At 46.9% G+C, this 24,701-nt stretch carries 25 protein-coding genes; 21 read left to right on the top strand and 4 right to left on the bottom strand.

What is annotated here, in order from left to right:
* Positions 1 to 41: 41 nt before the first annotated feature.
* On the top strand, positions 42 to 176 hold the full coding sequence (locus tag ACV3PA_RS00655) for a ribbon-helix-helix domain-containing protein (RefSeq protein WP_214733853.1): 135 nt from the start codon (positions 42 to 44) through the stop codon (positions 174 to 176).
* An 89-nt stretch (positions 177 to 265) separates the two neighbouring features.
* Here ACV3PA_RS00655 and ACV3PA_RS00650 read toward each other — a convergent pair whose 3' ends face one another.
* Together ACV3PA_RS00650 and ACV3PA_RS00645 are read right to left on the bottom strand one after the other, a co-directional pair.
* On the bottom strand, positions 266 to 478 hold the full coding sequence (locus ACV3PA_RS00650) for a nucleotidyltransferase domain-containing protein (RefSeq protein WP_456125940.1): 213 nt from the start codon (positions 476 to 478) through the stop codon (positions 266 to 268).
* 99 nt (positions 479 to 577) lie between these two features.
* A complete protein-coding gene (locus ACV3PA_RS00645) occupies positions 578 to 1,006 on the bottom strand; it encodes a VOC family protein (protein WP_456125353.1) in 429 nt (142 codons plus the stop codon).
* Positions 1,007 to 1,227: 221 nt separating this feature from the next.
* On the opposite strand from ACV3PA_RS00645, the gene ACV3PA_RS00640 reads away from it, so the two are divergent.
* The 11 genes from ACV3PA_RS00640 (at position 1,228) to ACV3PA_RS00590 (ending at position 12,276) form a co-directional block, all read left to right on the top strand.
* Positions 1,228 to 2,241, top strand: a complete 1,014-nt coding sequence (locus ACV3PA_RS00640) for a LacI family DNA-binding transcriptional regulator (RefSeq protein WP_456125352.1) — start codon at positions 1,228 to 1,230, stop codon at positions 2,239 to 2,241.
* 204 nt (positions 2,242 to 2,445) lie between these two features.
* Positions 2,446 to 3,753 carry an ABC transporter substrate-binding protein gene (locus ACV3PA_RS00635; protein WP_456125351.1) on the top strand — a complete coding sequence of 436 codons (1,308 nt, stop codon included), beginning with the start codon at positions 2,446 to 2,448 and terminating at the stop codon, positions 3,751 to 3,753.
* Positions 3,754 to 3,813: 60 nt separating this feature from the next.
* A complete protein-coding gene (locus tag ACV3PA_RS00630; protein ID WP_456125350.1) occupies positions 3,814 to 4,710 on the top strand; it encodes a carbohydrate ABC transporter permease in 897 nt (298 codons plus the stop codon).
* Positions 4,711 to 4,713: 3 nt separating this feature from the next.
* Positions 4,714 to 5,637 (top strand): carbohydrate ABC transporter permease, encoded by a 924-nt coding sequence (locus ACV3PA_RS00625; RefSeq protein ID WP_456125349.1) that lies wholly within the window; start codon positions 4,714 to 4,716, stop codon positions 5,635 to 5,637.
* A 23-nt stretch (positions 5,638 to 5,660) separates the two neighbouring features.
* Positions 5,661 to 7,007 carry a GH1 family beta-glucosidase gene (locus ACV3PA_RS00620; protein WP_456125348.1) on the top strand — a complete coding sequence of 449 codons (1,347 nt, stop codon included), beginning with the start codon at positions 5,661 to 5,663 and terminating at the stop codon, positions 7,005 to 7,007.
* A 61-nt stretch (positions 7,008 to 7,068) separates the two neighbouring features.
* Positions 7,069 to 9,426 (top strand): carbohydrate binding domain-containing protein, encoded by a 2,358-nt coding sequence (locus tag ACV3PA_RS00615; protein WP_456125347.1) that lies wholly within the window; start codon positions 7,069 to 7,071, stop codon positions 9,424 to 9,426.
* A 160-nt stretch (positions 9,427 to 9,586) separates the two neighbouring features.
* Positions 9,587 to 10,060, top strand: a complete 474-nt coding sequence (locus ACV3PA_RS00610; RefSeq protein WP_456125346.1) for a hypothetical protein — start codon at positions 9,587 to 9,589, stop codon at positions 10,058 to 10,060.
* Between the two features lie 114 nt (positions 10,061 to 10,174).
* Positions 10,175 to 10,696: an RNA polymerase sigma factor SigV gene (locus tag ACV3PA_RS00605; protein WP_456125345.1), complete on the top strand. Its 522-nt coding sequence runs from the start codon at positions 10,175 to 10,177 to the stop codon at positions 10,694 to 10,696.
* Positions 10,677 to 11,531 carry an anti-sigma-V factor RsiV gene (locus ACV3PA_RS00600; protein WP_456125344.1) on the top strand — a complete coding sequence of 285 codons (855 nt, stop codon included), beginning with the start codon at positions 10,677 to 10,679 and terminating at the stop codon, positions 11,529 to 11,531. Before ACV3PA_RS00605 ends, ACV3PA_RS00600 begins: the two co-directional genes overlap by 20 nt.
* A gap of 114 nt (positions 11,532 to 11,645) precedes the next feature.
* Positions 11,646 to 11,942: an excalibur calcium-binding domain-containing protein gene (locus ACV3PA_RS00595; RefSeq protein WP_456125343.1), complete on the top strand. Its 297-nt coding sequence runs from the start codon at positions 11,646 to 11,648 to the stop codon at positions 11,940 to 11,942.
* 154 nt (positions 11,943 to 12,096) lie between these two features.
* Positions 12,097 to 12,276: a hypothetical protein gene (locus tag ACV3PA_RS00590; RefSeq protein ID WP_214813533.1), complete on the top strand. Its 180-nt coding sequence runs from the start codon at positions 12,097 to 12,099 to the stop codon at positions 12,274 to 12,276.
* A 64-nt stretch (positions 12,277 to 12,340) separates the two neighbouring features.
* Here the strand turns inward: ACV3PA_RS00590 and ACV3PA_RS00585 are convergent, their stop codons facing one another.
* The gene (locus tag ACV3PA_RS00585; RefSeq protein ID WP_023466923.1) at positions 12,341 to 12,664 is read right to left on the bottom strand and encodes a thioredoxin family protein; all 324 of its coding nucleotides are present in this window, start codon (positions 12,662 to 12,664) and stop codon (positions 12,341 to 12,343) included.
* 299 nt (positions 12,665 to 12,963) lie between these two features.
* Between ACV3PA_RS00585 and ACV3PA_RS00580 the strand changes: the two genes are divergently transcribed.
* Positions 12,964 to 13,833, top strand: coding sequence for a cation diffusion facilitator family transporter (locus tag ACV3PA_RS00580; protein WP_456125342.1), 870 nt, complete (start codon positions 12,964 to 12,966; stop codon positions 13,831 to 13,833).
* Positions 13,834 to 13,878: 45 nt separating this feature from the next.
* On the opposite strand, the gene ACV3PA_RS00575 is transcribed toward ACV3PA_RS00580, so the two are convergent.
* Positions 13,879 to 14,220: an ASCH domain-containing protein gene (locus ACV3PA_RS00575; protein ID WP_456125341.1), complete on the bottom strand. Its 342-nt coding sequence runs from the start codon at positions 14,218 to 14,220 to the stop codon at positions 13,879 to 13,881.
* Positions 14,221 to 14,375: 155 nt separating this feature from the next.
* Between ACV3PA_RS00575 and ACV3PA_RS00570 the strand changes: the two genes are divergently transcribed.
* The 8 genes from ACV3PA_RS00570 (at position 14,376) to ACV3PA_RS00535 (ending at position 24,698) form a co-directional block, all read left to right on the top strand.
* Entirely contained in the window at positions 14,376 to 14,861 is a 486-nt protein-coding gene (locus tag ACV3PA_RS00570; RefSeq protein ID WP_047391683.1) for a MarR family winged helix-turn-helix transcriptional regulator, read from the top strand.
* A complete protein-coding gene (locus ACV3PA_RS00565) occupies positions 14,854 to 16,578 on the top strand; it encodes an ABC transporter ATP-binding protein (RefSeq protein WP_456125340.1) in 1,725 nt (574 codons plus the stop codon). Before ACV3PA_RS00570 ends, ACV3PA_RS00565 begins: the two co-directional genes overlap by 8 nt.
* Positions 16,575 to 18,431 (top strand): ABC transporter ATP-binding protein, encoded by a 1,857-nt coding sequence (locus ACV3PA_RS00560; protein ID WP_456125339.1) that lies wholly within the window; start codon positions 16,575 to 16,577, stop codon positions 18,429 to 18,431. The genes ACV3PA_RS00565 and ACV3PA_RS00560 overlap by 4 nt, the downstream gene beginning before the upstream one ends.
* Positions 18,432 to 18,560: 129 nt before the next feature.
* On the top strand, positions 18,561 to 18,854 hold the full coding sequence (locus ACV3PA_RS00555; RefSeq protein ID WP_456125338.1) for a rhodanese-like domain-containing protein: 294 nt from the start codon (positions 18,561 to 18,563) through the stop codon (positions 18,852 to 18,854).
* A gap of 22 nt (positions 18,855 to 18,876) precedes the next feature.
* Positions 18,877 to 20,265, top strand: a complete 1,389-nt coding sequence (locus ACV3PA_RS00550) for an MBL fold metallo-hydrolase (protein ID WP_456125337.1) — start codon at positions 18,877 to 18,879, stop codon at positions 20,263 to 20,265.
* Between the two features lie 161 nt (positions 20,266 to 20,426).
* Positions 20,427 to 22,223, top strand: coding sequence for a mechanosensitive ion channel (locus ACV3PA_RS00545; RefSeq protein WP_456125336.1), 1,797 nt, complete (start codon positions 20,427 to 20,429; stop codon positions 22,221 to 22,223).
* Positions 22,224 to 22,441: 218 nt separating this feature from the next.
* Positions 22,442 to 23,827 carry a branched-chain amino acid transporter BcaP gene (locus ACV3PA_RS00540; protein ID WP_456125335.1) on the top strand — a complete coding sequence of 462 codons (1,386 nt, stop codon included), beginning with the start codon at positions 22,442 to 22,444 and terminating at the stop codon, positions 23,825 to 23,827.
* Between the two features lie 91 nt (positions 23,828 to 23,918).
* The gene (locus ACV3PA_RS00535; RefSeq protein ID WP_456125334.1) at positions 23,919 to 24,698 is read left to right on the top strand and encodes a GNAT family N-acetyltransferase; all 780 of its coding nucleotides are present in this window, start codon (positions 23,919 to 23,921) and stop codon (positions 24,696 to 24,698) included.
* Positions 24,699 to 24,701: the final 3 nt, after the last annotated feature.

Below are 24,701 nucleotides of genomic sequence, written 5' to 3'. Positions count from 1 at the left end.
TTAGTATATACTAAGTATATACTAAAGGGAGGTGATGTCAAATGGAGCGCGTATCAAAATTGATTAAATTTCCAAAAGATTTAGTAGAAGCAATAGAGAAATATCAAAAAGAAAATTATATTTCTTCTTTTGCCGGTGCGGTTTATGAACTGATTCGCAAAGGTCTAGAAAAGTAATGGAGTGATGTCTCCTGTAGCATCGGAAATGTCAGCAAAGAAACGATTCAAAAATACATCCAAACACAAGGAAGTTAGACTTACATCCCCTAGCCTAAAGGCACAGGGGTTTTGCGCCCGCTTTTATAAAAATCAATCGTAAGCGGAGAGGGGGTAGGGGGTAGGGGGTAGTCACTTAAATAAGCGATATCCAAATCACTATCGTCTGTCATGTTTCCCGTAGCTCCGGAGCCGAATAAGATAATAAAATGAGCATGCACGTGTACGTTAATCGTTTGAACGAGTTGTTGTCGCAACGTCATCGATATCATATAATTCGCTCCTTCCAACCCTTTTTCAAAGTATACGATGGCTTGGATAGACTAAAAATAAACTCCTCGAGTTCTCGAGGAGTTTAAAGGTTACACCGACACTTCACTCACTACATGATTGACTTGCCACTGGACGCCAAACGCATCTTCGACGATTCCGTAGGCTTCACTCCAAAACGTTTTCTGGATCGGCATGATGACGTTACCGTCTTTTGCGAGTTGATCGAATGTCTTCCGTAACACATCCACGTCCGATAAGTGGAGCGCTAAGGTGACATTCTGACCAATTGTGACTGGATCATGTGGCATCGCGTCTGAGAACATTAAGCGGGTACCATGAACGATCAGTTCAGCATGTAGAACAAGCGACTTCATCTCTTCTGGATAGGGCTGACCATCAGGACCGGGACCTGGTCCGAACTCCATGATGTCCGGTAGTTCTTGATTGAAAACCTGTGCATAGAACGTGATTGCCTCGCGCGTGTTGCCATTGAAGACAAGATACGGATTGATTGGCATGGGAAAGCTCCTCTCTAAAAAAGGCGAAGTGTGTTTCTTTAATTATACCAAACGTTTGTTCGTATTAAAACAAAAATCGAGTTCTTTTTGTATTGAATTCAGTATAAATGATAACGTTTTCAATTTATCTGATTTTTCATTAAAAAATAGGTTGCAACTTACAGGGAGACTTCGTATACTAAATTTATCGAAAGCGCTTTCGGTGAAATGGAGTGAGTAGCATGGGAACAATTTATGATTTAGCGAAGATGACCGGTTTTTCGATTACAACGGTCTCAAAAGCCTTAAATAATTATTCGGATGTCAGCGAAAAGACGAAAGCAAAAATCGTCCAGGCAGCAGCCGAGATGGGATACTTACCGAACGCGCACGCCCAGTCGCTCTCGACGAAACGTTCGTGGACGATCGGTGTCATGTTCTCGGAAGCACATGGCGTCGGAATGATGCATCCGTTCTTCAACGCGATCATTGAGAGTTTCCGAAAAGCAACAGAGCAACAAGGGTATGATCTCATCTTCGCATCGCGGAACTTACGCAATCGCGACATGAGCTACCTCGAGCATTTCCGACACCGGGCAGTCGACGGCATCGTCGTCATCTGTTCCGATCAGATGGATCAACACGTCCAAGAATTGATTCAAAGTACGATTCCAATCGTCGTCGTCGATATGGACAGTGCCGACTGTAGTGTCGTCTACTCGGATAACATCACGGGTGGAATGCTCGCCGTCAATCATTTGCACGAACTCGGTCATCGGTTGATCGCCCACATTGCGGGGGATACGACGACAGATGCCGGAAGAGCGCGGATTGAAGGCTACCAGCAAGCGATGGAACAACTTGATTTACCGATTCCAGATGGCTATCTCGTCAACGGTGGATTCTTTTCCGGTGAAGAAGGTAAGCGGGCAATGAACGAGTTGCTGGCTTTACCTGAACGACCATCAGCGGTCTTCGTTGCCGGGGATGAAATGGCGATCGGGGCGATTGAGGCGATTCATGAAGCCGGTTTACGGATTCCGGAAGACATCTCAGTCGTTGGATACGATGATATCTACATGGCACAGTACATCACACCGAAGCTGACGACGGTCCGGCAAGATACGGAAACGATCGGTCAGCACGCAGCATCAGTTTTGATTGAACAGATTGTCAATAAAAAACGGGTCACGACACGTGACGTCATCCCGGTCAACTTAATGGTTCGTCAATCGACAGGTCCAGTACCTGAATAACACAATGGTTGTTTCGGAATCGCTCTCGCTCGTTGTCAGTGAGAAAAAGCGAGAGCGATTTCGAAATCATTTTTTATCACTTTTTCCGAAAGGGCTTTCGGGAATTTTCTTTAAAGCATTTTCGAAAGCGCTTTCGATATTTTTGAATAACAAATTGAAACCGCTTACCTATAAGCGGAATACTTAACAAAAGGATGAGATGAGATGAAGAAGCAATTGGTTAGCGTTTTAACAGTCGGTGCGTTAACGGCGAGTGTCCTTGCTGGATGTTCAGGTAGCAGCGAAGAAAAGACGAGCGGCGGGAAAGAAGTTCTAAAAATCTGGTCGTTCACAGATGAGTTAAAAGAGCCTATCAAAAAGTTCGAAGAGAAAAACGGAGTCAAAGTCGAATTGACGATCGTGCCAATCGCTGATTACCCAACGAAGTTGAAACCAGCACTCGAGAGTGGTGTCGGAGCACCGGATATCTTCACAGGCGAGATCGCGTTCCTCAAGCAGTGGGTTGATGCGGGCTACTGGGCGAACCTCTCTGAAAAACCATTCAACGCAGGCGAAGTAAAAGACGACTACATCCCGTACGTCTATGACATGGGAAAAGATAAGGACGGCAACGTGCGTGCGCTGTCATGGCAAACGACACCAGGTGGCGTCTACTACAAACGAAGCATCGCGAAAAAAGTTCTCGGTACAGATGATCCAAAAGAAATCGGTGGCATGATGGACTTGATGGACGGCGTCTTCGAAGTCGCTGAAAAAATGAAGAGTAAAGGCTACAAGATGTTCCCAGATGAAGGATCCATCCGTTGGTTTGCACAAGGGAACGACCCACAACCTTGGGTCAACGATAAGCAAGAGCTCGTCTTGACGCAAGATAAGAAGGATTACATGGATTACGCAAAAGAACTCCGTACGAAACAATACACAGCACTTGCACCAGAATGGTCACCATCATGGTTCGCCGGGATGGATAAACCCGTCAAAGTTAAAGAAAACGGTAAAGAGACTGAAACAGAAGTCTTTTCTTACGTCCTCCCGACGTGGGGTCTTCACAGTGTTCTCAAAGAAAACGCGAAAAAATCAGCGGGTGACTGGGCTGTCACAAGCGGACCGAGCCCATACTTCTGGGGTGGTACGTGGTTAGGTGTCTACAAAGATTCGAAGAAACAAAAGCTTGCGTATGATTTCGTCAAGATGATGACGCAAGACGAAGCGTTCTTAACGGACTGGGCAAAAGAAACAGGTGACGTGTTAGCGTACAAACCAGTTACAGAAAAAATCAAAACAGACTTCAAAGATGAGTTCCTCGGCGGACAGAACAATTACGAGTTCTTCCTTGATCAAGCAGACAAGATCACACCAGGGATTGTTACGAAGTATGACCAACAGCTCGATACATTGTACGGTGCATCGGTCATGGAATACGTCCAAGGTAAAAAATCAAAAGACGAAGCACTTGCTGAATTCTACAAAAAAGTCAAAAACGCGTATCCGGACGTTAAAGTACCGGAATAAGGAGAGTAGGTGGGGCGATCCTCGCCTCACCTCTTCTTGTTTAAGAAAGGGGTTTGACCTGTGAAAAAACTTGATCGCCATGGCTATCTGTTCATCGCACCGTTTTGGATCGTCTTCTTGATCTTCAGCATCTATCCGGTTGCCTTGACTTTCTATTACAGCTTTACGAACTACACGGGCGCTGAAGGCGAACAACTCGTCGGACTCGCGAACTATACGCGATTACTCGGGGATACGTACTTCATCGAAGCGTTCTTTAACACTATGAAGATTTGGGGTCTGAACTTCATCCTTCAGATTGGCGGCGCTTTACTACTCGCCTTGTTGTTCTCGGATCTCCAATTGAAATTAAAAGGACTTGCCTTCTTCCGGGCGACATTCTACTTACCGAACTTGATCACGATCAGCTCGGTCGCCTTATTGTTCGGCATCTTGCTCGACTGGCAGCATGGTTCACTGAACATGATGTTGATGAAAATCGGAATCATCTCGGAGCCAATCAACTGGTTGACGCAACCGGTGACGGCACAAATTTCCGTCTCGCTCATCCTGACATGGATGTGGCTCGGGCACTCGTTCATCGTCGTCATGGCAGGTGTATCTGGGATCTCGAAGGATTACTTCGAAGCAGCCTTGATTGACGGAGCTACACGTTGGCAGATCTTCTCCCGCATCACGTTGCCACTCTTAAAACCGATTTTGCTCTACATCATGATCACGTCCTTGATCGGTGGGCTTCAATTGTTCGACCTACCGATGTTGATCACGGATGGTGTCGGTGCGCCAGATGGTGCCTTGAACACGATGGTGCTCTATCTCTATAACCAAGCTTTCAAATACAACAACTATGGCTACGCCGCTGCTGTCGCATACGGACTGTTTGCCATCACGCTCGTCTTTTCAATCATCGTCTTCAAAGGGATGTTCCGAAAAGAACGTTCACCGAAAGGAGCCTGACCGATGGAACGAAATGCAGAAGCACGTCGGATCGTGCCACAAACGGAGGAACAACCGGAGCGTATCGAACGCCCACTCAAGTTGACGCCACCGCCGAAACAAAAGAAAGCCTGGTTCGGCAAAAGTGTCATCTATATTGGTCTCGTCGTCTTAACGATTGCTTGTATCATCCCATTTTTAATGATGATCATCAACGCGACCCGCTCGAACGAAGAAGTCTTATCCGGATTTTCGTTGATTCCGGGGAACTCGCTTGCTGAGAACTACGCCGCACTCAGTTCGTACGTCAACATCTGGTCTGGTTTCAAGAACAGCTTGATCATTGCCGTTCTCGTCACTGTCTTATCAGGATACTTCTCGGCGTTGACAGCATTCGGATTTGCTTTCTATCAGTTCAAAGGGAAGAATGCGATGTTCGTCTTCATGCTGGTCATGATGATGGTTCCGGGTCAACTCGGATTGATCGGGTTCTACGAATTAAGTAAAAATCTCGGGTTGCTCGATAGTTATATCCCGTTGATTGTTCCAGCGATTGCAAGTCCGTTCACGGTCTTCTTCGTTCGGCAGTATGTCCAGACCGTCTTGCATCCAAGTCTGATCGAGGCAGCACGGATGGACGGAGCGAGTGAGTTCCGGATTTTCCATACGATTGCCTTACCGATGATGATGCCAGCAATCGCGACGATGTCGATCTTTACGTTCATCGGTTCATGGAACAACTACATCATGCCGCTCGTCTTACTCTTCTCCCCAGAGAAGTACACGTTACCGGTCTTGATGGGCTTCTTGAAAGGATCACAAGTTGCAGAGAACTTAGGCTCGCTCTATCTCGGGATCGCGATTTCCGTCGTACCGATCATGATCGCCTTCTTGTTCCTCTCGAAATATATCGTCAGCAGTATCTCGGCAGGTGCCGTGAAAGAATAAGTAGCTTAAAGGAGATTACACATATGAAATTTGCACCGAACTTCGTATTCGGAACGGCGACGTCGTCGTATCAGATCGAAGGCGCCCACAACGAAGGCGGACGTACGCCTTCGATCTGGGATGCCTTCTGTGATGAGGACGGAAAAGTCTTCGAAAAACATAACGGGGATGTCGCTTGTGACCATTACCACCGTTATGAAGAGGACATCCAGCACATTATACGTCTTGGCGTCGACACGTACCGCTTCTCGATTGCCTGGCCACGGATTTTCCCGCAAAAAGGCGTTTACAATCCGGAAGGTATGGCGTTCTACAAGAAACTCGCGACACGTCTGCGGGCTGAAGGCATCAAGCCAGCCGTGACGCTGTACCACTGGGACTTACCACTTTGGGCACATGAAGAAGGCGGCTGGGTCAACCGGGCATCGGTCGACTGGTTCCTCGACTTCGCCCGCGCGTGTTTCACGGAACTCGACGGGATTGTCGACTCGTGGATCACACATAATGAACCTTGGTGTGCAGGGTTCTTGAGCTACCATCTCGGGCAACATGCACCGGGTCATACGGATATGAACGAAGCCGTTCGTGCCGTGCACCACTTGTTGTTATCACACGGAAAAGCAGTCGAATTGCTGAAAGATGAGTTCAAATCGGTCACACCGATTGGTATCACGTTGAACTTGGCACCGAAGTATGCGAAGACGGATTCCGTCAACGATCAGTTAGCAATGAACAATGCGGACGGATACGCGAATCGGTGGTTCCTTGACCCGGTCTTTAAAGGTCAGTATCCAGTCGACATGATGAACTTGTTCTCGAAATACATTCATTCGTACGCGTTCATTGAAGAAGGCGACATGGAGACGATTTCTGTCCCATGTGATTTCTTCGGGATCAACTTCTATAGCCGTAACCTCGTCGAGTTCAGTGCTGCGAACGACTTCTTGCAGAAGGATGCATACTCGGATTATGACAAGACAGGCATGGGCTGGGATATCGCACCGAGCGAATTCAAGGACTTGATTCGTCGTTTGCGCGCCGAGTATACGGATTTACCGATCTACATCACGGAAAATGGTGCGGCCTTCGACGATGAATTGGTCGATGGTCGCGTCGCTGACCAGAACCGGATTGATTACGTCGCACAACACCTGCAAGCCGTGTCTGATTTAAACGAAGAAGGGATGAACATCCAAGGGTATTATCTCTGGTCACTGCTCGATAACTTCGAGTGGAGCTTCGGCTACGATAAGCGCTTCGGGATCCTCTACGTCGATTTCGAGACACAGGAACGAATTTGGAAAGACAGCGCCCACTGGTATGCGGGCGTCATCGAGCAACATAAGGCAACGATTCCGCAAGAAGCGTGACAAAGGAGGCAAGGTCGAACATTCGTCCTTGCCTCTTTTTGACGAAGAGGAGGAAACAGACATGAAGACATGGGTAGCACTGGCGGTCGGGACCGGTTTATTGCTGAGCGGTCAAGCGGTCGACGCGAAGGCAGACAAAAAAGAGACGAAGTGGAAACTCGTCTGGTCGGATGAGTTTCAGGCAAAACAACTCGACCGGACGAAATGGACCTATGATACGGGGAACTGGATCAAGGATGCGAACGGACAACCGGTCTCACCGGGCTGGGGCAACAACGAAAAACAATACTATACGACGAAACAGGACAACTCGTTTATTCGTGACGGAAAACTCGTCATCAAGGCGAAGCAGGAAAAGACGACGGATGATCTCGGTACATACGATTACACGTCGGCGAAGCTGAAGACAAAAGGGTTGTTCAGTAAGACGTACGGTCGTTATGAGATCAAAGCGAAGCTGCCGACCGGAAAAGGGCTTTGGCCTGCGTTCTGGATGTTACCGGAGCAAGATAAGTACGGGGCATGGGCAGCGTCCGGTGAGATTGACGTCATGGAAGCTTGGGGCAGTCAGCCGGACAAGGTCGCCGGAACGATTCACTACGGAGAAAACTGGCCGAACAATAAATATACGGGGAAAGACTATCACTTCCCAGACGGACAACGAATCGATCAATGGCATACGTACGCAGTCGAATGGGAGCCGGGTGAGCTCCGCTGGTACGTTGACGGAAACCTTTATCAAACACAAAACGATTGGTACAGTAAAGGCTTGAACGCAGCGACGAACTATAGTTACCCGGCACCGTTCGACCAAAACTTCTATCTCGTCATGAATCTCGCGGTCGGCGGTTGGTTCGACGGAGAAGTCGATGCGACGACGAAGTTTCCGGTTGAGATGGAAGTCGATTACGTACGTGTCTATGACTTGAAGAATCGAGCGTACCGTGAACCAGTCGAGCCGACTTATGAAAACGTGACGTTACCGGACGGAGCTAAACAACCGATGGAAGGGAACCTCGTCTATGATGCAGCCTTTGAACAACCGGTCACGATGATCACTGGGAATCAGTCGTTTGATCCACTGTACTGGAACTACGTCACGCTCCCAGACTTCGGTGGTAAAGGAAGTCTTGCAATCATCGAAAAAGAGGGGCAACGAATGGCGGACGTCACGATTGATCAGCCGGGTTCGCAGAACTATTCTCACCAACTGATCCAAAACGTATCCCTTGCACAAGGCGGTCGTTACCAAGTTAGCTTTGACGCGAGCAGCGCAGCAGACCGGAAGATGATGGTCAAAGTCGGTGGTGGAGCAGAGCGTGGCTACACGAAATATTCGAATGAACAGTCGATCGCGCTGACACTAAGTGTCAAACGACATACGTTCACGTTTGATATGGCGGCAGAGACGGATCTTTCAGCACGTCTTGAGTTCAACCTCGGACTTGAAAAAGCGGGTGTTCAGATCGGGAACGTCCGTGTCGAACAGATTCCGCGCGGCGTCATCGATGAAGAGGCAACGAAACCGGCACTACCGGACGGGAATCTCGTCTACAACGGGACGTTCGATCAAGGAGCGATGGATCGTTTGACGTATTGGCACTTCAAAGGTAGCAAGCGGACGACAGGGTCTGTTGATCCGGTGACACGTGATTTCCGTTATGAAGGACATGGTCAAAAAACGACAGCTCGCTTAACGCAAAAGGGACTTCAACTGGAAGCTGGACATGCCTATCAGCTTCGATTCACAGCAGGGGCGAAAAAAGCCAAGTCACTTCAGGTGAAAATTAATGGTGCACAAGAGCAATTAAAACAGACGACTGTCCCGTTGACGAAAAAAGCGACGACCGTCGAAATTCCGTTTACGGCTTTACAAACGGCAGACGACAATCAGCTTGTCTTTGACTTCAGCGGACAAGCGAGAAAAATCTCGCTTGATAACGTCGAATTGATCGATGTCACACCGGTTCCAGTCGATCCGTCACCACTCAAAAATGGATCGTTTGCGAACGGTTTGACGTCATGGTCGTCGTACGTCCACTATGATGCGCAAGCCGCTATCGCAGCGGTCAATGAAGCAGCAAAAGTCCAAGTCACTGCGGAAGGACAAGAACCATGGAGTGTCTTGCTGGAGCAAGGGAACTTGGCACTCGCAAAAGGAAAAACATATGAGTTGAGTTTTACAGCATCGTCGACCGTACCGCGTCCAATCGAAGTGACAATCGAAAACGCTTCGTACACGCGTTACTTTAGTCAAGTCGAGCCGATTACGACAACACCGAAAACGTATAGCTATAGCTTTACGATGGAACAAGCCGATACAGGGGCGTTGAAGTTCTTGATGGGACGTGCGGAAGGTTCACCGTTCGCCGCGCATGACGTGACGATTGATGATGTGAATCTCAAAGTGAAGGAATGACCAGAACAAGGTAATGGACGCGTCCATTACCTTGTTGTTGTGTAAAGCAAACGAACAGAAAAAGATGAACTATTTTTCATGATGGAAAAGGAATAAAACCCATCATATGGAATATAAAACATAGAAGTGACATCTATTCGTTTTCAGAGGAGGAAACGTCATGCGTCAGAGGTACATACCGTATCGGCTCATCTTTATCATAGGCTTACTTGGCATGGTTGGAATCAACGGTTGGTCCGCTCTGCTCCACCCAGACGGCACGATCAATGGGTGGCAAAGCATCGCCTCCGTCGTCTGGCTTGTCGGTCTAGTCGGATCGCTATTCTATATCAAAGAAGATAAAGCACTTCGACTTATAGTTTGGTATATCCGGATTGGTTTTGTTGCAGCATTATTTATTTACGGTGTCTCGTTACTCGAAGGGGCGTTTTCTGAGACGTACTGGTTTGATGGATTGGCAAGTGTTCAGTTTGTATTCTATTTCGTCTTCGTTGTACCGTTGTTTGGATTAAATGCTTGGACGGATGTCTTGTTTGGTGAGTTTTCGTTATACATGAGTGTCCTGTACGGCATTGCGTTGATTACACTTCAAGTAAAAGTCTGGAATGATACATCACGGCATTTAGATTATTGAGTTGAAAAGGTGACCTTGTGTCACCTTTTTTTGTTGTGTCATCAACTTTTTTCTCGACTCGCCCGTCTTAATGATGTATACACAGAACGATATCGAAAAAAGGAGCCGCGGCCTATGACCTCTCGCCAAATCAGAAAACGGGAAAAAGCATTCGTCCGTTTTTTGAAGCAATATAAACCGAACTTATACTGGTTAGCCTACAGTTATATGAAAAATGAACAGGATAGTTTGGATGTCATCCAAGACAGCATCCAAAAAGCGTTACAATCACTCGCCCGACTTGAAGATGATGAACGGATGAAAGCCTGGTTCTATCAGATTTTGACACGAACAGCGATTGATGCGATTCGGAAGCGGCAGCATAGCGTCAGTTACGATACGGATCGATTGATTGAACTCGTCGCAACAAAAGAAGATACATATCCGGATTCCGATTTGCGACAAGCACTAGAAGAGTTACCGGTCATGTACCGGGAAGTCGTCATCTTGCACTATTTCGAGGATTTGATCTTAAAAGACGTCGCGACAATTTTAGAGCTGAATTTAAGTACGACCAAGTCCCGACTTTATAAAGGACTGACATTACTGAAAATGAAATTGAATGGAGATGATCTAGATGTCGAAGAAACTCGATGAGCTGAAACAGGCTTACCAACAACCACCCGTTCCAAAAGAACTCGATGCGATGATTGCTCAAGTCGAACATCGGGTTCGTCCCTCACGGACGAAACAGTCCGTTTTGATTACAGCGGCCGCCATCACGTTATTCGTCGGCGGATTAAATAGTAATACATCATTTGCGGAGACGATGGCGAAGGTACCCGTTCTTGGTCAACTAACTGAGATTGTAACGATTGACTGGAAAGAGACGAAGATACAACAGTCGGCTGATATTAAAGCACCACAAGTGACGTTACCGAATAAGGCGCTCGAGCAACAGCTGAATGAAAAGTATATCGCGGAAGGTCAGGCGTTATACCAAAAGTTCAAACAAGAGACAAACGGACAGGAGGGGGCATTTGCGATCGATAGTCGCTATGACGTCAAGACAGATACGGACGACTTGTTGGCGATCGGGCGAACCGTCACGGAGACACGAGCGAGTGCAGCGGAAAGCGTCCAGTACGATACGATCGATAAGAAACAACAGCTTGTCCTGACGTTACCATCTCTGTTCAAGGATGACGGATATATCACGACGATCAGTGATTATCTAAAAGAAGAGATGCGTCGGCAAATGAAGGCAGATGAAGGGAAGGTCTACTTTGTCAAAGGAACACCGGATGTACCGAAAGATGAACAGTTCAAGCAAATTTCAGCGAAGCAAAACTTCTATATTACGTCAGACCATAACTTAGTCCTGTCGTTTGATGAGTACAGCATCGCTCCAGGATATATGGGCATCGTCGAGTTTAAAATTCCGACGTCAATTTTAAAAGACGATCTCGTCAGCTTGTCCTATATTCGTTGATTGTCAGATTTTAAAAATCATTGATGTAAAAATGAAAAAAGGAAACAACTTCTAAAAATGACCTCTTATAATCAAAAGACGAATCGTTGTTTTTTGAAAAAAGGAGGAATCCCTATGAAAAAATGGAGTCGGCTTGTACTCGCAGGTGTCGTAAGTCTCGCATTGATTCATGTTCCGGCAGCTAGTGAAGCTGCGACGAAAGCAAAAGCCTTTTCAAGTTGTGAAAAAATGCAGAAGACGTATAAAGGTGGCGTCGCAAAAAAAGCGGGGCTGAAGAATCGAACGGGTTATGATAAGAATGGAAAACCAATCTACAAAGCCACAAAATATAAGGCATACGTCAGTCTCGCGACGTATAACTTAAACACAAAAAGAGATCGCGATAAAGACGGTATCGCGTGTGAACGTTAAATGAGTAAAAGTAGTCTTCCTCGAGCGAGAGAAAGACTACTTTTTTGTCGATATTAGTTGTTCCTTTCAATTATGTAATCCTTGGAAAATTATCATGTATGGTAGTGTTATAGCGATGAAAGACGACAAATACATGTTGAGTAGGAGGATTACTATGCGAAAACGAGATTATCTAATTTTCTTCATTCTATTTTTCATTCTGAATCTCATTAATTTCTTAGGCGCATTAGGTATACAGGATTTATTAGCAATCGTGGTCGTCGCTCTGATCGAAGCAGCTATAGCTGGAACGATTACGAATCTGTTTACCCGTATCTTTTTTAAGAAAAGCTGATCGTTAAAATAAGCGATCTCGATACATAAAAATAACCTGACGCCGCGGCGTCAGGTTATTTTGCTTAGTTGAAGTTTTGTTTAAGGAAAGCTGTGACTTCTTCTGGTGTTTTGGCATTTGCACTGTGTAGGTGCGCCAATTTTTCGTTGTTTTTGAAGACGAGCAAGCTTGGAATACCCATGACATCATGGTTCGATGCGATTTCTGGGAACTCATCCTTGTCGATCGTATGGATTGGTAAGTGGTCGAACTGTGACTCGACGTCTGGCATGAAGTAATCCATCCGTTTGCAGTCTGGGCACCAGTCTGCTTCGAACTTGATGATGACCGGTGCATCACTTGAAATCAATTCTTTGAATGTTTCTTCACTCTTAATGAATTCTGCCATTGTGAGAACTCCTCCTCTTGGTGTTGTACCTTTAGTCTACCGATTCCCTTCAGAACTTGCACGAATTATGTTCGCCAAAGAGTCTGACAAGTCAAAAAAGTTGGTTGTTCTTTAAGATAATTGTGATGATTTTCTTTAAAAACGCTACGTGACATGATTTATCCTGTTTTGGTTAAAAGAAACATTGTTGTACTTTTGTTAATTACCTAGTTCGAAACAAAATGATTTCTCTAGACCCACTCGATTTCCGACTGGTACGATGAGGTTTGCTAATCGCAGAGAAAGTGGGGGCGACGAGAATGGAACAACAAAAATACGACAACCTAAAACGCGGCGAACGCGGTGCGATGATCAGTATCGCAGCCTATATCTTGTTATCATCTTTAAAATTAATCATTGGTTATTCAGCAGACTCCGCGGCTCTCCGGGCGGATGGTTTAAACAACGCGACGGATATCATTGCTTCGATTGCTGTCCTAATCGGCTTACGGATCTCACAACGTCCAGCAGATGACGATCACAAGTACGGACACTGGAAAAGTGAGACGATTGCCTCGCTCGTAGCTTCCTTCATCATGATGGCAGTCGGTCTCCAAGTCTTGATTGATACGATCTCGACGTTATTCGAAGGCAAGCAAGAATCGCCTGATGTTCTTGCAGCGTATGTCGGAATCGGTTCAGCTCTCGTGATGTACTTCGTCTATCGTTACAATAAGAAGTTATCCGAAGAGATTGAAAGCAAAGCCGTCATGGCAGCAGCGAAAGATAATCTATCCGATGCTTGGGTCAGTGTCGGGACGACGATCGGGATCGTCGGATCACAGTTCGGCATGCCCTGGCTCGATGTCGTGACAGCGATCATCGTCGGCTTCTTGATCTGTAAGACAGCGTGGGACATCTTCACGGAAGCGTCACACGAACTGACGGATGGCTTTGATGAGAAGAAACTGAAGATGTACGAAGATGTCATCTTCGATCTCGAAGGTGTCAAAGGCATCAAGTCCATCAAAGGACGCAACTACGGCAACAATGAAGTCGTTGATGTCGTCATCCTCGTCAACTCCACCTTGAACATCCATCAAGCGCACGATATTGCGACACGTGTTGAGGATACGCTGACGGAAGAATACGGAGTTTATGATATCCATGTTCACGTCGAACCCGAATGAATTCAAAAACGTCTTTTCTACGCTGACTGTAGAAAAGACGTTTTTTTATGGCAATAACTCGATGTGAAGAGCCAGTGCTCCGTGCTGTTGCTCGGCTTCCGGCGAATAGATCGTATAAGTAGATGTTACGAGTTCATCGATCGACCAACCGACGCAGTCAATGGATTCTCGTGATACGTGTTCATACAGTGCTTGAAAATCTTGAAATGTCTCCCGTTTCGTCACCTGGACGATTAACGTCTCGCTCGTTTCCGTATGCGTGAACTGAATCTGATCACCGACTTGTACCTGTTGGCGTTTCTGATCATTGAGTCGAATTTCGACCGTTTTCAGCCTTTGTTCGATCGAACGAAACGGTGCTTCGTATAACCCCATCTCATGTCTCATCTGTCTCCACTCCTTCTCTACAAAAGCATAGCAAAACTATGTGATTTTTCACATTGCCTTTTCGTTGACAATCGGAAATAATCGGCGTAATTTAATTCATATAAGTAATTGTTCCTTATGGAACGATTTGAAATGGAACAAGGAGGCGAAACAGGATGGAGCAAACGGAAACGGTTCGTTCAACGGCGATGATGCAGTCGTTTTGGAACGTGCAACGGCATCTCGTCCGAGCAGCACACCAGACGGCACAGGAAAACGGACTCAGTTTACCGCAATTTCATAGCTTGATGACGATTGCACCACGTGGACCGATCTCGCAAAAAGCGCTGGCGACACATACGCATTTACCAAAGAGCACACTGAGTCAGTCGATCGAAGGTTTAGTGCAGTCCGGTTGGGTCATTCGGGAGACGAATCCTGAAAATCGACGAGAAGTCGTCCTATCGCTTAGTGATCAGGGACAACAATTTGTGACGGAGATTCAAGAACAAGAGAAAGGGATGCAACGTCAACTCGAACAGGTCCTTGAGACGATTGATCAAGAGGTGTTCGACCAGATGCTTGCGACGCATGCTCAGATTGCGGAAGGCATCGGACGTATCTTACAACCAGAAATGAAAGGAGGGTGCTCAGATGATTAAGTTACTCAAACGGTTGACGGTGTATAAATGGGCAGTACTCGCGGTGCTCGTCTTGGTTTTCGCACAGTCGATGTCTGATCTTTATTTGCCAACACTGATGGCAGATATCATTGACAAAGGGGTCGTCACCGGCGATACCGCCTACATTTGGAAGATTGGTGCCGTCATGCTCGGAATTACCGGTATCGGGGCGTTAGCAGCAGTTGCCGCTAGTTATTATTCGTCGAAGGCATCGATGGGACTCGGGCGGGATATTCGCCGTCAAGTCTTCAATCATGTCGAACGGTTTTCCCTGCAAGAGTTTGACCAAGTCGGAACGGCGTCACTGATTACCCGGACGACGAACGATATCACGCAAGTCCAACAAGTCGTCATCATGATGTTACGGATGGTCGTCAGTGCCCCGATCATGTTCATCGGTGGATTGATCATGGCCGTTTCAAAAGACGCCAAACTTTCGTTCGTCATCGTTGCAGCGATGCCGGTACTTGTGATTTCGATTCTATTGATTCTGTGGAAAGGGGTTCCGTTGTTCGGGAAGGTCCAAAAACGACTTGATCGCTTGAACCTCGTCCTGCGGGAAAACCTGACTGGGATTCGTGTCATCCGTGCCTTTAACCGGGAACGCGATGAACAGGTTCGATTAACGAAAGCAAACGCAGATTTGACAGAAGTCTCGATCAAGGTCAATAAAATCATGGCTTTCTTGATGCCAGTGATGATGCTCGTCATGAACTTGACGGTCGTCGGTGTCATTGGGTTCGGTGGCATCCGGATTGACAGTGGTGGTATGCAGATCGGGGACTTGATGGCGTTCATCCAATACGTCATGCAAATCATGTTCGCTCTCGTCATGGCATCTGTCATGTTCGTTATGATTCCGCGAGCTGCGGTCTCGGCGAAACGGATCAACGAAGTGCTGGAAATGACACCAACGATGACAGATCAAGGCACTCAAACCGCTGACCGTGAAAGAGGAACGCTCGTCTTTGATCGCGTCACGTTCCGTTACCCAGGGGCTGAGACACCGGTCTTATCCGATATCAGTTTTGCGGCGCGACCAGGTGAAGTGACGGCTGTCATCGGTGGTACCGGTTCGGGAAAATCAACGCTCGTTAATTTGATTCCTCGTTTTTATGACGTGACGGAAGGGAGCATCCGCGTCAACGGTGTCGATAGCCAAGACGTACCGCAAGAGGAACTGCGGTCGAAAATCGGCTTCGTTCCCCAAAAAGCATTACTGTTCACAGGGACGATTGCAGAGAACATCCGCTTCGGGAAAGAAGATGCAACAGACGAAGAAGTCGCACATGCAGCACAAATCGCACAAGCAACCGACTTCATCGAACGGATGCCAGACGGTTACGACGCGCGGATTGAACAGGGGGGATCGAACGTCTCTGGTGGGCAAAAACAACGCTTGTCAATTGCTCGAGCCCTCGTTCGTCGACCGGACCTGTATGTCTTTGACGACAGTTTTTCAGCACTCGACTTCAAGACCGATGCGGCCCTTCGAAAAGCGTTACGGGAAGAAACACGTGAAGCCACGGTCTTGATCGTTGCTCAGCGTGTCAGTACCGTCATTGATGCCGATCAAATCATCGTCCTTGATGAAGGGAAAGTCGCTGGAATCGGCACACATGATGAATTGTTTGCGAACAACGCCGTCTATCAGGAAATCGTTAAGTCACAACTATCAGAGGAGGAAATCGCATGAGTGAGAAAAAACGACCTGCCGGCGGTCCTCCGCCTGGTGGTCCCGGTGGCGGAAATATGATGATGCTTGGTGAAAAACCAAAAGATTTCAAAGCGACGTTTCGACGTCTGCTTCGGTATCTTCGTCCTCGTCGGACGGCACTGATTGGCGTCTTTTTAGCAGCAATCCTCAGTACAGTCTTCATGATTGCCGGTCCGAAAATCATGGGAACGGCGATTACGGAATTATTTGAAGGCGCGTATGCGAAGTTTCAAGGTGTACCAGGAGCGGCAATTGATTTCACGAAAATTGGACAGATCCTCTTGTGGCTGGCTGGACTTTATGTCATCAGTAGTCTGTTCAATTACTTGCAACAGTATTTGATGTCGGGCATCGCTCAAAAAACAGTTTATGATTTGCGTGAAGACGTCAACCATAAGCTCGAACGCTTGCCATTGAAATACTACGATGGTCGTCCGAACGGTGAGACACTGAGCCGTGTGACGAACGACATCGATACGATTGGGAGTACGTTACAACAAAGTGTTACTTCATTTATCACGTCGATCGTAACGATCGTCGGAATTCTAATCATGATGCTGACGATTAGTCCATTGTTAACACTGATCTCACTTGTCTCATTGCCGGTCTCGATTTTTGCGATTCGTCCGATTTTGAAACGATCCCAAAAATACTTTGCCGATCAACAACGGACACTCGGTCAGTTGAACGGACACGTCGAAGAGATGTATACCGGACACTCGGTCGTCAAAGCGTTCGGACATGAACGCAAAGCGGTCGAACAGTTTGATGCCGTCAACGAAGAGTTGTATGAAGCAGGGCGCAAAGCGCAGTTCATCTCCGGGATTATCATGCCGATGATGATGTTCATCGGGAACATCAGTTACGTCCTGATCAGTATCGTCGGTGGGATTCTCGTCACACAACGAGCCATCTCAATTGGGGATATTCAAGCGTTCATCACCTATACACGCCAGTTCACGCAACCGATCACACAGACGGCGAATATCGCAAACATCGTCCAATCGACGGTAGCAGCGGCGGAACGTGTCTTTGAATTACTCGACGAAGAAGAAGAGATTAAAGAAGTGACGACGCATCGTCTAGAGAAAGCAGATGGGGCTGTTGCGTTCGAACACGTTGATTTCGGTTATGGCAATGATCTCTTGATCGAGGACATGAACATCGATGTTGCACCGGGACAAACCGTTGCAATCGTTGGACCGACGGGTGCCGGTAAGACAACGATGATCAATCTATTGATGCGTTTTTATGAATTAAACGGTGGTACGATCCGAATTGATGGTATCGATACCCGCGAGATGTCACGCGAAGACTTACGGACGACGTTTGGCATGGTCTTACAAGATACGTGGCTCTTCAACGGTACGATCCGAGATAATCTTGCCTACGGTAAAAGTGGAGCGACCGAAGAGGAGATCATCGCGGCAGCGAAGACGGCACATGCCGATCACTTCATCCGGACGTTGCCGGACGGTTACGATACCGTCTTGAACGAGGAAGCCTCGAACATTTCGCAAGGTCAAAAACAATTGTTGACGATCGCTCGGGCGGTCCTTGCTGATCCTCCGATCATGATTCTCGACGAAGCAACCTCAAGTGTGGATACACGGACGGAAGTCTTCATCCAGCAAGCAATGCGTCGCTTGATGGAAGGACGGACGAGTTTCGTCATTGCCCATCGTCTGTCGACAATCAAAGATGCCGATTTGATTCTCGTCATGAATCAAGGGCGTGTCATCGAGCAGGGCACACATAAAGAATTACTCGAGGCAGATGGTTTTTATGCGGATCTGTACAACAGCCAATTCTCTGAAAAGGAAGTCGTTTAAATTAGTGCAGTGTCGTCTTTTAGACGATGCTGCTTTTTTGTGTGCATTTTTCTTGAACTTATATACGGTATGGGGTATATTAAGTTCAACAACTCAACAGCCGAGAGGCATCTACTAGGAGGAATCTTGATGAAACAGATGACGACAGAACAATTACAGCAGACATTAACTGAAAGTGCGATCCAATTGATTGATGTTCGTGAATCGCATGAGTACGAAAGTGGACATATCGCTGAAGCAAAAAATGTCCCGTTATCCGAGTTGACGGAACGGACGGTTGAACTCGACGCGTCACGCCCAGTCCACATCATTTGTTTATCTGGTGGGCGTAGTATGAATGCGTCGATGTATCTCGAGCAAGCTGGATTCGATGTGACGAATGTCAGCGGAGGCATGATGAGCTACGAAGGAACAATCGTTTAATATACAAGAGGGGGTATACACGATGTTGTTACGATATTTTTATGATGAGAAATTAGCGCAGGCGTCATACATGGTCGGGTGTCAGATGACGGGAGAAGCGATTGTTATCGATCCTGCTAGAGATATTACACCGTATTTAGAAGTCGCAGAAAAAGAAGGTCTCCGGATCACCGCTACGGCAGAAACGCACATTCACGCTGACTTCGTCTCGGGTACACAAGAGTTTGCTAAACGATACGATACGACGGCTTATCTATCAGACGAAGGAGACGAAAATTGGAAATATCAATTCGTCTCGGATATTCACCATGTCCTTGTCAAAGACGGTGACCGGTTCAAAATCGGAAATGTGACGCTTGAAGTTATGCACACACCAGGGCATACGCCAGAGCATATCTCCTTCTTATTATTTGACCGGAATCAACAAGTGCCGATAGGTATCTTCACAGGGGATTTCGTCTTTGTCGGTGATATCGGTCGTCCTGATTTACTTGAAGAAGCTGCAGGTATCAAAGGAACGACAGCAGTCGGAGCGAAGCAAATGTTTGGTTCGTTAAAACGTTTCAAAGCGTTACCTGATTTTGTCCAAGTTTGGCCAGGACATGGTGCTGGTAGTGCTTGTGGGAAAGCGCTCGGTGCCGTTCCGACATCAACGGTCGGCTATGAAAAAGCGACGAACTGGGCATTACAAATGGAAGACGAAGACGCATTCATTCGAGAACTGACAACGGACCAACCAGAACCGCCGAATTACTTCGCGATGATGAAACGCGTCAATAAAGAGGGGATTGCATTGACGACAGAGGCAGCCGATATCATCCAGGAAACCGCTTCGAGCTTGCCGTCATCGATTCAAATCGTCGATACACGGGACGGTCAGTCATTCCGGGATGGACATCTCCCTGGAACCATTAATATTCCGTACGATGGCAAGTTCGTCACTTGGGCTGGGTGGTTACTTGAGTTTGACCGTGACATCGCGATTCTTTCGACTCCAGAACAGCTAGAAAACATTCAACGGGATCTCCAATCAATTGGTCTCGACCGCTTCACGCATTGGGTGGATTACCGGGAATTACCGGAGACGTCGTTGTCCGAACGATATGTAGACTGGACGGCAGAAGAGGCGCTTGCTGCGGCAGAGCGCAAAGAAGTCTGCGTCCTCGACGTCCGGAATAAAACCGAATGGGACAGTCACCATTCTGATCAGGCACAACGCATTCTCTTAGGAAAATTGGTAGCACGTCAGGATGAACTGCCAACGGATCGACCGCTTGCTGTACATTGTGCATCCGGTGTCCGTTCCCGAATGGCAGTCAGCGTATTACAGTCACTTGGATTTAAGGATGTCATCAATATTGACGGCGGATATGCGGCGATGCGCATCATTTTAAATCAACAACTCTCATGAAATCTGGTACTGGATGGCAGCATATGCCATCCAGTTTTTTGTAGTGAAAACAAGAAACGCCACATTCTGGTACGGGCAGGGGTTTAATAAATCTTTTAGCTGGGGAAATTAAAGAAGTGTTGGAAATATATAATTTTATTTAGGTGAAGGAGTGTGGCAGGATGAATAACATTTGGAATGGGACGTCGTTGAACTTGAACGGCATTCTCGGATCACTCGGCAACTTGCTTGGAGCGATCATCATTTTCTTGATTGGATGGCTCATAGCCAAGCTGATTGCAAACGGGATTCAAAAAGCGTTAGAGAAGTCTGGGGTCGTCAACAAGTTGTCACCTCAAAAAGAAGGGGCGCCACAAAAGAAGAAAAAGTGGACACCTGAAAAAATCATCGGGACTGTCGTCTTTTGGGTTCTCATGGTCTTCGTTCTCATCTTGGTCTTCAATATCCTTGATCTGAACATCATTGCTGGACCACTTGCGGATACGATGAGTACATTACTCGCGGCAATTCCGAACATCTTAAAAGCAGCGCTCATTCTTCTATTGGCATACGTCATTGCGGTCGTTCTTCGTATGATCATCGTCAAAGCAGGAACGAAGCTGATGGCGAATGAGAAAGTACGTTCGAACAAGATGCTTCAAGGTCAGACAGACTTATCATCTTACCCGAAAATCGCTGGAGAAATCGTCTTCTATCTCGTCTTGCTTCTATTCCTACCGGGTGTCCTCGATGCCTTGAACATTGAGAGTGTCTCACAACCGTTCAGCCAATTGTTATCGTCATTCCTTGGATTCATTCCACGCTTGATTGCTGCGGCAGCCATCTTCTTCGTCGGCTTCCTCGTAGCGAAAATCGTCCGCGATATCGTGACGAATTTCCTTCATGCTGTTGGAACGGATAAATTTGCAGCACGCTTCAACCTTGGATCAACGGATCAAAAAGATGCGAAATCACTTTCTTCGATTCTTGGAACAGTCGTTTTCATCTTGATTCTGATTCCAATCACGATTTCAGCACTCGATCAATTGAACATTAAAGGAATCACAGGACCAGCGATCAACATGTTGAACGATGTCCTTGGTATGATTCCGAACATCATCGTCGGTGTTGTTCTGATTCTTGTCGGTCTTTATGTCGGACGTTTCATTAAGAAATTCGTTACGGATCTCTTATCACGTCTTGGTTTCAACAACCTGACACGTCACTTGAAAATCGGTTCATGGGATGCGAACCAAGCTTCTACATCACCAGCCTCAATCGTTGGTGCGCTCGTTGAGATCGTCATCGTCGTTCTCTTCGTCGTCGAAGCCTTCAACTTGATTGGTCTTGACTTCATGGTCGACCTCGGTCGTGCCGTCCTTGCGTTCTTACCAAGCGTCCTAACAGCGATCATCATTCTCGCAATCGGGATCATCGTCAGCAACCTCGTCAAATGTACGATGGACAGCCTGTTCGGCAACTCTGAACTGAAGGTCCTTTCAAGTGTTGCGAAGTATGCGATTCTTGCACTTGCTGTCTTCATGGCACTTGATCAACTTGGTGTTGCTGATACGATCGTCAACTCAGCCTTCATCTTGATCCTTGGGGCACTTGCTCTTGCTTTCGGTCTTGCGTTTGGTCTCGGTGGACGTGATAATGCATCGCGTTACCTCGATCGTCTCCAAAAGAAAGCAGAGAACACGGAAGTCGACACATCGAACCTTCCGAGTAAGTCAGCATCTACTTCTTCATCACCAAGCTTGAAAGATGCAGCAAAAGGTGCAGCTTCACAAGCGGCAGATGATGTGACACCAGACCGTGCACCACGTTCAGCGCGCTCTTCTTCAACAGATGAGACGACGCATGGTACACCAAAAGGTGCATTGCCAGAAAACGATTTAGCACAACAAGATGATTACCCGATCGATCCAGATGAGCATAAAGGTCCTAACCTTGATCATCCAAACGATCGTCCGTAATAACAAGTACACTCTTTCCTCTCTTTTAGGGGAAAGAGTGTTTTTTGCGTTGACGCATCAAAGCATTGTCGTATTGTCACAAAAGTGGTTTGACCACTTTGTGAAAAAATACAGAAAAAAAGACTTATCGAACCTGACATCGTTTGTTATGATTAGAAAGTCAATTACCTTAATGATTTGAATATTCAGAAAAAAGAGAAAAGTTCGGAGGATGAAACATGAGTTTGCTTCGCAAAAAAGATGTCAGTGTGATGATGGATATGAAACAACATTCAAAACTGGCACGTCATTTATCAGGGTTTGACCTTATTTTACTTGGAATCGGTGCCATCATCGGGACCGGAATTTTCGTTCTGACAGGAACGGGCGCTCTTTATGCAGGACCTGCTTTACCGATTTCATTCATTATTTCCGCTATCGTCTGTGCGCTCGCAGCCCTTTGTTATGCTGAATTCTCATCGATGATTCCTGTCTCAGGTAGTGTATATACGTATACATACGCGACGATTGGGGAAGTCGTAGCCTGGATCATCGGGTGGTGTCTCATTCTGGAATATGGACTCGCTTCGAGTGCCGTTGCAACCGGCTGGTCAGGATACTTCCAGTCACTCTTGGCTGGTTTTGGTTTAGAGCTACCAACGGCTTTAACGGCTGCTCCAGGTGCTGTACCAGGAAGCGAGACGTTCTTCAACTTACCAGCGTTCTTGATTCTAATGGTTATTACGCTCTTGCTCTCACTTGGTATTAAAGAAACAAAACGCGTTAACAACATCATGGTACTTGTCAAAGTTGCTGTCGTCGTCTTGTTCATCGTCGTCGGTATCTGGTACATCGAACCAGGCAACTACAAACCGTTTGCACCATTTGGTATGAGTGGGGTCTTGCAAGCATCAGCGATTGCGTTCTTCGCTTATCTCGGATTCGATGCCGTCACATCGGCAGCAGAAGAAGTCAAAAACCCGGGACGTAACTTACCAATCGGAATCTTAGGATCGCTTGCGATCGTTACCGTCCTGTACGTCGTCGTTTCTGCTATCATGGTCGGAATCGTTCCATTCAAGCAATTTGAAGGGGTCGATAGCCCGGTATCGCTTGCGTTAAAGGTCGCAGGTCAAGACTGGGTCGCTGGATTCGTCGACTTAGGAGCCATCGTTGGTATGACGACGGTCATCCTCGTCATGACATTTGGTCTTGTTCGTCTCTTGTTCGCAATGAGCCGTGACGGATTATTACCGAAAGTCTTCTCGGACGTCAATGAAAAATCACACACTCCGGTTAAAGCGACATGGATCCTTGGAACAACAGCTGGTTTGATCGCTGGATTCGTTCCACTCGGTACACTCGCTGAATTAATCAACATCGGAACACTGGCAGCATTTGCGCTTATCTCGATTGCAGTCATCATCCTACGCCGGACGCGTCCTGATTTGAAGCGTGCCTTTAAAGTACCGTTCGTTCCAGTACTACCGATTCTGTCAGTCCTCGCTTGTATCATGTTGATGGTCAACTTACAGCCGTTCACATGGATTGCCTTCTTCGTTTGGACGGCAATCGGACTACTTGTTTACTTTGGTTACGGACGTAGCCGCTCTAAAATTCAATAAGTAGAGACACCCTTGGCGACAAGGGTGTTTTTGCGTGCAGGAAATCGCAAGCAAGATAGCGAAACTGCTCAGTGGAAAAGGAGGTCTTCCGATGATTCATATTCAACGCGCACCTGACGTAAAGACAGCATATCAAGCGATGCAGGACGGATTTCAGGATTATCTGATACCACTGCACTTATCAGAAGCAGAGTTTCAAGAGCGTATTCTCGAACGAGACGGAAACCAGTTGGAGCATTCGTTCATTGCCTATCATGGAGAAAAACCGGTCGGTCTCTGGCTGAACGGTTGGAAGAAAATCGATGAACGACGCATTATGCGGTGTGGTGGGCTCGGAGTTTCTCCGCAGTATCGTCGTCTTGGGATTGCGAAAGCCTTGTACCAAGCACAATTGAGTCATGCAAAAGAAGTGGGTATGGATGAGTTGATGCTTGAAGTCATTCAAGGAAATGATCCAGCGGTTCGCTTATATGAATCGCTGGGTTATAAGATTGTTGGGGAAATCGGTTATTTTCACCTAACGGATGAACGACAAGAAGCCGATCTACCAACGATCGAAGAAGCAAAATTCTTAAAGCGATACGATGTCCAAGGTGAATACATTTGGCAGCAAGATCCTCATGTCATGCAGCAAGTACAAACGGATTATTATCAATTAGAAGAAAGTGTAGTAGCAGTAGCTGGATCATCACTCTTGTCAGTCGTTGGTCCAGCAGACCAAAAAGCAAGACACGCGACAGAAGTCGTCCGTCGTTTACCAGGGACGACCTATCATTATCAATCGACAGATGTAGAGGTGTGGGAAGCATTACGTTCTGAAGGATGGACTCAGCGAGATTTGAAACAATACATCATGCGTCAGTCTCTATAAATA

It is taken from the genome of Exiguobacterium sp. EA-TM-5, from assembly GCF_053878415.1.
Note: the sequence above shows the minus strand (reverse complement) of the source record. Positions and strands in the feature narration are given on the sequence as shown.

Bases quoted from the DNA above. Each gene is read 5' to 3' on its own strand.
- ACV3PA_RS00655 (WP_214733853.1), top strand. From the start codon at position 42: ATGGAGCGCGTATCAAAATTGATTAAATTTCCAAAAGATTTAGTAGAA.
- ACV3PA_RS00650 (WP_456125940.1), bottom strand. From the start codon at position 478: ATGACGTTGCGACAACAACTCGTTCAAACGATTAACGTACACGTGCAT.
- ACV3PA_RS00645 (WP_456125353.1), bottom strand. From the start codon at position 1,006: ATGCCAATCAATCCGTATCTTGTCTTCAATGGCAACACGCGCGAGGCA.
- ACV3PA_RS00640 (WP_456125352.1), top strand. From the start codon at position 1,228: ATGGGAACAATTTATGATTTAGCGAAGATGACCGGTTTTTCGATTACA.
- ACV3PA_RS00635 (WP_456125351.1), top strand. From the start codon at position 2,446: ATGAAGAAGCAATTGGTTAGCGTTTTAACAGTCGGTGCGTTAACGGCG.
- ACV3PA_RS00625 (WP_456125349.1), top strand. From the start codon at position 4,714: ATGGAACGAAATGCAGAAGCACGTCGGATCGTGCCACAAACGGAGGAA.
- ACV3PA_RS00620 (WP_456125348.1), top strand. From the start codon at position 5,661: ATGAAATTTGCACCGAACTTCGTATTCGGAACGGCGACGTCGTCGTAT.
- ACV3PA_RS00615 (WP_456125347.1), top strand. From the start codon at position 7,069: ATGAAGACATGGGTAGCACTGGCGGTCGGGACCGGTTTATTGCTGAGC.
- ACV3PA_RS00610 (WP_456125346.1), top strand. From the start codon at position 9,587: ATGCGTCAGAGGTACATACCGTATCGGCTCATCTTTATCATAGGCTTA.
- ACV3PA_RS00605 (WP_456125345.1), top strand. From the start codon at position 10,175: ATGACCTCTCGCCAAATCAGAAAACGGGAAAAAGCATTCGTCCGTTTT.
- ACV3PA_RS00600 (WP_456125344.1), top strand. From the start codon at position 10,677: ATGTCGAAGAAACTCGATGAGCTGAAACAGGCTTACCAACAACCACCC.
- ACV3PA_RS00595 (WP_456125343.1), top strand. From the start codon at position 11,646: ATGAAAAAATGGAGTCGGCTTGTACTCGCAGGTGTCGTAAGTCTCGCA.
- ACV3PA_RS00590 (WP_214813533.1), top strand. From the start codon at position 12,097: ATGCGAAAACGAGATTATCTAATTTTCTTCATTCTATTTTTCATTCTG.
- ACV3PA_RS00585 (WP_023466923.1), bottom strand. From the start codon at position 12,664: ATGGCAGAATTCATTAAGAGTGAAGAAACATTCAAAGAATTGATTTCA.
- ACV3PA_RS00580 (WP_456125342.1), top strand. From the start codon at position 12,964: ATGGAACAACAAAAATACGACAACCTAAAACGCGGCGAACGCGGTGCG.
- ACV3PA_RS00575 (WP_456125341.1), bottom strand. From the start codon at position 14,220: ATGAGACATGAGATGGGGTTATACGAAGCACCGTTTCGTTCGATCGAA.
- ACV3PA_RS00570 (WP_047391683.1), top strand. From the start codon at position 14,376: ATGGAGCAAACGGAAACGGTTCGTTCAACGGCGATGATGCAGTCGTTT.
- ACV3PA_RS00565 (WP_456125340.1), top strand. From the start codon at position 14,854: ATGATTAAGTTACTCAAACGGTTGACGGTGTATAAATGGGCAGTACTC.
- ACV3PA_RS00560 (WP_456125339.1), top strand. From the start codon at position 16,575: ATGAGTGAGAAAAAACGACCTGCCGGCGGTCCTCCGCCTGGTGGTCCC.
- ACV3PA_RS00555 (WP_456125338.1), top strand. From the start codon at position 18,561: ATGAAACAGATGACGACAGAACAATTACAGCAGACATTAACTGAAAGT.
- ACV3PA_RS00550 (WP_456125337.1), top strand. From the start codon at position 18,877: ATGTTGTTACGATATTTTTATGATGAGAAATTAGCGCAGGCGTCATAC.
- ACV3PA_RS00545 (WP_456125336.1), top strand. From the start codon at position 20,427: ATGAATAACATTTGGAATGGGACGTCGTTGAACTTGAACGGCATTCTC.
- ACV3PA_RS00540 (WP_456125335.1), top strand. From the start codon at position 22,442: ATGAGTTTGCTTCGCAAAAAAGATGTCAGTGTGATGATGGATATGAAA.
- ACV3PA_RS00535 (WP_456125334.1), top strand. From the start codon at position 23,919: ATGATTCATATTCAACGCGCACCTGACGTAAAGACAGCATATCAAGCG.